At 67.0% G+C, this 6,053-nt stretch carries 5 protein-coding genes; 1 reads left to right on the top strand and 4 read right to left on the bottom strand.

Going from position 1 to position 6,053, the window contains the following annotated elements; translation table 11 throughout:
- Nucleotides 1-108: 108 nt before the first annotated feature.
- The 4 genes from H5T77_RS19060 to H5T77_RS19045 form a co-directional block, all read right to left on the bottom strand.
- Nucleotides 109-1,392: an ABC transporter permease gene (locus H5T77_RS19060; RefSeq protein ID WP_292651913.1), complete on the bottom strand. Its 1,284-nt coding sequence runs from the start codon at nt 1,390-1,392 to the stop codon at nt 109-111.
- 5 nt (nt 1,393-1,397) lie between these two features.
- Nucleotides 1,398-2,690: an ABC transporter permease gene (locus H5T77_RS19055; protein ID WP_292651911.1), complete on the bottom strand. Its 1,293-nt coding sequence runs from the start codon at nt 2,688-2,690 to the stop codon at nt 1,398-1,400.
- Nucleotides 2,687-4,201, bottom strand: coding sequence for an ABC transporter ATP-binding protein (locus H5T77_RS19050; protein ID WP_292651909.1), 1,515 nt, complete (start codon nt 4,199-4,201; stop codon nt 2,687-2,689). Before H5T77_RS19050 ends, H5T77_RS19055 begins: the two co-directional genes overlap by 4 nt.
- Before the next feature lie 115 nt (nt 4,202-4,316).
- A complete protein-coding gene (locus H5T77_RS19045) occupies nt 4,317-5,405 on the bottom strand; it encodes a BMP family lipoprotein (protein WP_292651906.1) in 1,089 nt (362 codons plus the stop codon).
- Nucleotides 5,406-5,585: 180 nt separating this feature from the next.
- Between H5T77_RS19045 and H5T77_RS19040 the strand changes: the two genes are divergently transcribed.
- On the top strand, nt 5,586-5,999 hold the full coding sequence (locus H5T77_RS19040) for a cytidine deaminase (RefSeq protein WP_292651905.1): 414 nt from the start codon (nt 5,586-5,588) through the stop codon (nt 5,997-5,999).
- Nucleotides 6,000-6,053: the final 54 nt, after the last annotated feature.

Raw genomic sequence — 6,053 nt, 5'->3', positions numbered from 1 at the left:
CCACACCCTCCCCCCCCCCCCGCCGAATCGTTAGAACCGGCGAGCCGCTAAATCACTTGTGGGCGACGAAACGGCAGTTTCGTCGCCCACAAGTGCAGTTTCGGCTGGTCAGCCTTTTCGATATGGCACGCCGTCGGCGGCTGGTGCACGTGAGTGCCCGACCAGGCCGGCGACTGCGAAGATCGTCACCACGTACGGCAGCATCAGCATGAACTGCGACGGCACCGGCGAGCCGATGACCGAGAGCACCGACTCGACGTTGGAGGCGAAGCCGAAGAGCAGCGCCGCCAGCGTGGCCTTGATCGGGTCCCACTTGCCGAAGATGACCGCAGCCAAGGCGATATAGCCCGCACCTCCGGTCATCTCGCGACCGAAGGAGGGCACCGAGACGAGCGTGTACGTCGCCCCGCCGATGCCCACGATCGCGCCGGCCAGCAGCAGCGTCCGATAGCGGGTGGCGATCACGTCGATGCCGACGGTGTCGGCGGCCTTCGGGTGCTCGCCGACCGCGCGCACTCGCAGGCCCCACTTGGAACGGTAGAGGGCCCAGGCGACGAGGAAGACCGCCGCGTACATCACGTAGACCAGCACGGTCTGGCGGAAGAAGATCGGGCCGAGGACCGGGATGCCGGACAGCATCGGGATCTCCAGGCGCGGGAAGTGCGGAGGGTTGTTGAGCGCTCCGGCGTTCTCCGAGAGGACCTGGGAGAACATGAAGCTGGTGAACCCGATCACCAGCACGTTGAGGACGACGCCGACGATGACCTGCTCGACCCAGTAGGTGATCGCGAAGAGGCCGAGCAGCAGCGCGACGAGCATGCCGGCGACCATCGCCGCGACCAGCCCCGCCCATGGCGAGCCGGTGAGCGAGGCGGTGATCGCCGCACCGAAGGCGCCGAAGAGCAGCTGCCCGTCGATGGCGATGTTGACCACGCCCGCACGCTCACCGAGTACGCCGCCCAGAGCACCGAACACCAGCGGCACCGCCAGCGCGAGCGCACCGGCGAGCAGACCGACCATGGGAAGCGTCTTGCCCGCGACCGCCCAGGCCAGGAAGCCGCTCACCGCGAACACGGCGAAGGCAGCGACCACCACCATGGGCGTCTTGAGCCTGGAGTAGGACCGCCAGGCAGCGAACGCCGTGCAGAGCAGGCACAGCAGCACAGCGGTCCAGACGATGCTGTTGGCAGGGAGCGAGATGTCCGGGATGGCGAACCAGTCACCTTCCCGGCTCCACCGGAAGGTGGAGTCACCCTGGCGCGGGCCCACCAGGACTAGGAGTGCCACCAGGATCGTGAACACGCCCATGACGATCGGCGGCTTCCAGAGGCCGGGGATGCGTTCGGCGACGCCCTTGGCGTCGGCCTGGATCGGAAGATCGACAGCAGACACAGTGCTCAGGCCTCCTTCGTGGGGAGTCGGAAGATCGCCTTCACCAGTGGCGGCGCGGCGAGGAACAGCACGATCAGCGACTGCACCACCAAGACGATGTCGACAGGGATGCCTTCGGAGGCCTGCATGAAGAAGCCGCCCGACTTGAACGCGCCGAAGAGGACCCCGGCTGCCAGGATGCCGAACGGACGCGACCGACCCAGCAGCGCGACGGTGATCGCGTCGAACCCGATCCCGGCATCGAGCCCGCCGGTAGCGCCGTCGGTCACCGAGCCGAGCACCTGGTTGACGCCGGCCAGACCGACCAGAGCGCCCGAGATCATGAAGGCGCTGGCGTAGGCGACGCCGACGTTGATGCCGGCCGCCTTCGCCGCCGCGGGATTCTCACCCACGGCGCGGAACCGGTATCCGAGCGAGGACCGGTTGAGGATCCACCAGACCAGGAACGTCGCCAGCACCGCGAGCAGGAACCCCGCGTGCAGGTTGAACTGGGGCCCGAGCAGGTCCGGCAGGATCGCCGACTCCGGCATCGGCGCGGACTTCGGGTTGGCCGATCCAGGTGCCTGCAGCAGCGACTCGCGGGTCAGCGCGTAGAAGACCAGGTAGTAGCCGACGTAGTTGAGCATGATCGTGACGATCACCTCGTGGGCCCCGGTCAACGCCTTCAGGATTCCGGCGATCCCACCCCACAGAGCGGCGACCAGCGCACCGGCGAGGATCGCCAGCGGGAGGTGCACGATCATCGGCAGGTCGAGCCTGACCGCGACGAACGCGGCCGCGGCACCACCGAGCAGCATCTGGCCGCGACCACCGATGTTGAAGAGCCCGGCGCGGAAGGTCAGACCGATGCCGAGCCCGGCCAGGGTCAGCGGCGCAGCGAACTTCAGCGTCTCGGTGATCGGCTTGATCTGCTGGGCGAACGTACCGGCCAGATCATTGAAGACCGCGCCCCGCCACAGCGAGACGTACGCCCCCGAGATGGCCTCCCACGCGTAGAAGAACGTGTCGGAGGGGCGGGCGAAGAAGTAGGAGAGCCCGTAGCGGACGTCCTCGTCGGTGAAGAGGATCATCAGCGACCCGAAGAACATCGCCAGCACGACCGAAAGCACCGCGACGAGCGCGTTGCCCGTGGTGATCTCCCGCAGGGCCAGGTGCCAACGGCTCGCCTCGGGCACCCGGTCGGCGTCGGAGGCCGAGTCCTTGGTGCCCTCGCCGACCCGGTCGTCCGAGGTCACCTCGGCAGACTCGGTCGTCTCCGTCGTCTCGGCCGGCTCGTTCTCCGGCCCTTTCTCACTCACGAGTCAATCCCTTCAGGAGATTCGCCGGCCATCATCAGGCCGAGGGTGTCGCGGGAGGTGTCGGCGGGGACGATGCCCACGACCCGCCCGCGGTAGAGGACCATGATCCGGTCGGCGAGAGCGGAGATCTCGTCGAGCTCGGAGGAAACGACGAGCACGGGGACACCCGAGTCCCGTGCCGCCACGATCTGCTTGTGGATGAACTCGATCGAGCCGACGTCGACGCCGCGGGTAGGCTGAGAGGCGACGAGGAGCCGCAGGTCACGGGAGAGCTCGCGCGCGACGACGACCTTCTGCTGGTTGCCGCCGGAGAGCTGCCCGGCCAGGGTCGAGACCCCGGGGGCGCGTACGTCGTACTCCGCCAGCTTCTCCTTGGCGAAGGTGTCGAGCTTCTTGAGGTTCAGCGAGCCGTGGGAGACGAAGGGCTTGTCGTAGCTGCGGTTGAGCATGAGGTTCTCGGCGATGGTGAAGTTGCTGACCAGGCCGTCGACCTGACGGTCCTCGGGGATGAACCCGATGCCCGCCTCGAGCGCCTTGCGCACCGAGCGGCCCACGATCTCGCGGCCGTCGAGGTTGATCGAGCCCTCGACGTGAGGAGCGAGGCCGACGATCGCCTCGGTGAGCTCGGTCTGGCCGTTGCCCTGGACGCCGGCCACCGCAAGGATCTCGCCGACGTCGATGTGGAAGCTGATGCCGTCGACGTGGACGTGGCCGTCCTCGTCGGCGACGACGAGGTCGGAGACCACCAGCGCGCGCTCGCCCGGCTGGGCGGGCTCCTTGTGCACCTTGAGCTCGACGGGGCGGCCGACCATGAGGGCCGCGAGCTCGGCGTTGGAGGCGTCGGGGGAGGCCTCGCCGACCACCGTGCCGCGGCGGATGACCGTGATCCGGTCGGCCACCTCGCGCACCTCGCGGAGCTTGTGGGTGATGAACACTATGCCGGTGCCGGACTCCTTGAGCTGGCGCATGATCGCCATCAGCTCGTCGGTCTCCTGCGGGGTCAGCACGGCGGTCGGCTCGTCGAAGACGAGCACTTCGGCGTCGCGAGAGAGCGCCTTGATGATCTCGACGCGCTGCTGCACACCGACGGGGAGGTCCTCGACGAGCGCGTCGGGGTCCACCTGGAACCCGAAGCGCTCGGAGATGTCCCGGACCAGCTTGCGGGCGGCGTCGAGGTCGAGCTTGCCGGCGAAACCGGTTGCCTCGTGACCGAGCATGACGTTCTCGGCGACGGTGAAGACGGGGATCAGCATGAAGTGCTGGTGCACCATGCCGATGCCGGCGGCCATCGCGTCGCCGGGGCCCTTGAAGCGCTGCGGCTCGTCGTCGATGAGGATCTCGCCCTCATCGGCCTGGTAGAGGCCGTAGAGCACGTTCATCAGCGTGGACTTGCCCGCGCCGTTCTCGCCGAGGAGGCAGTGGATCTCACCTGGCTCGACGGTCAGGGAGATGTGGTCGTTGGCGACCAGGGAGCCGAAGCGCTTGGTGATGTCGCGAAGCGCGAGTCTCATGGCACGGATCATTCCTTGCAGGGATGGAGAAATTCCAGAGGTACGTGGCGAGGGGGCCGGGTTCGCCGGCCCCCTCGTCGTGGTGGACCCCGACGAGCGGGGACCACCGGGTGGCTTACTTCGCCAGGTAGGAGTTGACCTTGATCGAGCCGTCCTTGATGCCGGCGGTGACTTCCTCGATCTCGGCCGGAAGGGTCTCGGAGACCTTCGACTCGAAGTTGTGGAACGGCGCCAGGCCGACCCCGTCGTTCTCCAGGGTGCCGACGTAAGGCGTCGCGTCGAACTTGTCCTCACCGGCGGCCTTGACGACGTCCGTGGTGGAGGTCTTCATGTTCTTCAGGATCGAGGTGAGCACGACGTCCTGGGTCTTCGGGTCGGTCTCGTAGAAGTCGGCGTCGACACCGATCAGGGCGACCTCCTTGCCGGAGTCCTCGATCGCGGTGAGCGCGCCCTGGTAGATCGGGCCGCCGACCGGCAGGATCACGTCGGCGTCCTGCTGAATGATCTGGCGGGCGGTGTTGGTGGCCTTCTCGTTGGCGACGAACTCGCCGGTGAAGGAGCCCTTCTCGCCGCCCTCGTAGCCGACGACCTTGACGTCCTTGTTCTTCGTCTTCGCGTAGTACTCCACGCCCTGCTTGAAGCCGTCCATGAAGATGGTCACGGTCGGGAAGGGCTGGCCGCCGTAGGTGCCCACGACACCGGTCTTGGTGTAGTCGGCGGCGACGTAACCGGCCAGGAACGCAGCCTGAGCGGTGTCGTAGAGGATCGGCTTGATGTTCTCGGCGTCGGTCTTGCCGTCGAAGTCGGCGTCGGCCGCGTCGTCGATGAGGACGTACTCGGTCTCGGGGTTGGCCTTGGCGGACTCGATGGTCGCGGCCGAGAGCGCGAACCCGACGGTCACGATGGTGTCGCAGCCCTGACCGACCAGGCTCTCCAGGTTGGAGGTGTAGTCGTTGGGGCTGTTGGACTCGACGTCCTTGAACTTCGCGCCCAGCTCGTCGGCGGCTTCCTTCACGCCCTCGTAGCTGAGCTGGTTGAACGACTTGTCGTCGAAGCCGCCTTCGTCGGAGACGATGCAGGGAAGATAGTCGCTGTTCCCCTCTCCGGCGCGCTCGGCCGGCGCCTCTCCACACGCGGCGAGCGCGGCAGCGGTCATGACCGCGGCGAAACCGCCGGCGGCGGCCTTCTTGATGTTGTTCTTCACTGGTGCCTCCAGGTCGTTGCTCCGCGAAATACGGCGCAAAGGACGTTCATGGTCCGAACGCTCTCCCCTATGACCGAGCAATTCCAGGGATTACGCGAACGGTTACCAATTTTTGATCTCGACGAAGGATAAGCCTCCTGCGTTGCATTCGGTTATCTGGACAGCCTCTAAGGTCGGACCATGACCGAGAGACAGACGTACGCCGCAGACGGCTTTGACTGGGAAGGCCTGCGTGCGCACGCCGTCGACGCCGCAAAACATGCGTACGCGCCCTACTCCAGCTACCCCGTCGGAGTCGCCGGCTATGCGGACGACGGGCGCCTGCTGCAAGGGTGCAACGTGGAGAACGCGGGCTACGGCGTGACGCTGTGTGCCGAGTGCGGTCTGGTCTCCTCGCTGCACATGACCGGCGGCGGCCGGCTCACCCATGTCGTCTGCGTCAACGGCTCCGGAGAGGTCATCATGCCGTGCGGCCGTTGCCGCCAGCTGCTGTGGGAGAACGGTGGCCCGGAGATGCTGCTGATGACGGTCTCGGGTGTGAAGCCGATGTCCGAGGTCCTCCCCGACGCCTTCGGCCCCGAAGACCTCGCGTAACTCACGCGGAGTGGTCACTTCGGGCCGCTGGGAGTGGTGGTGACGGGCCCGGAA

Origin of the sequence: Nocardioides sp. (assembly GCF_014360585.1) — a bacterium.
GTDB lineage: Bacteria > Actinomycetota > Actinomycetes > Propionibacteriales > Nocardioidaceae > Nocardioides.
Note: the sequence above shows the minus strand (reverse complement) of the source record. Positions and strands in the feature narration are given on the sequence as shown.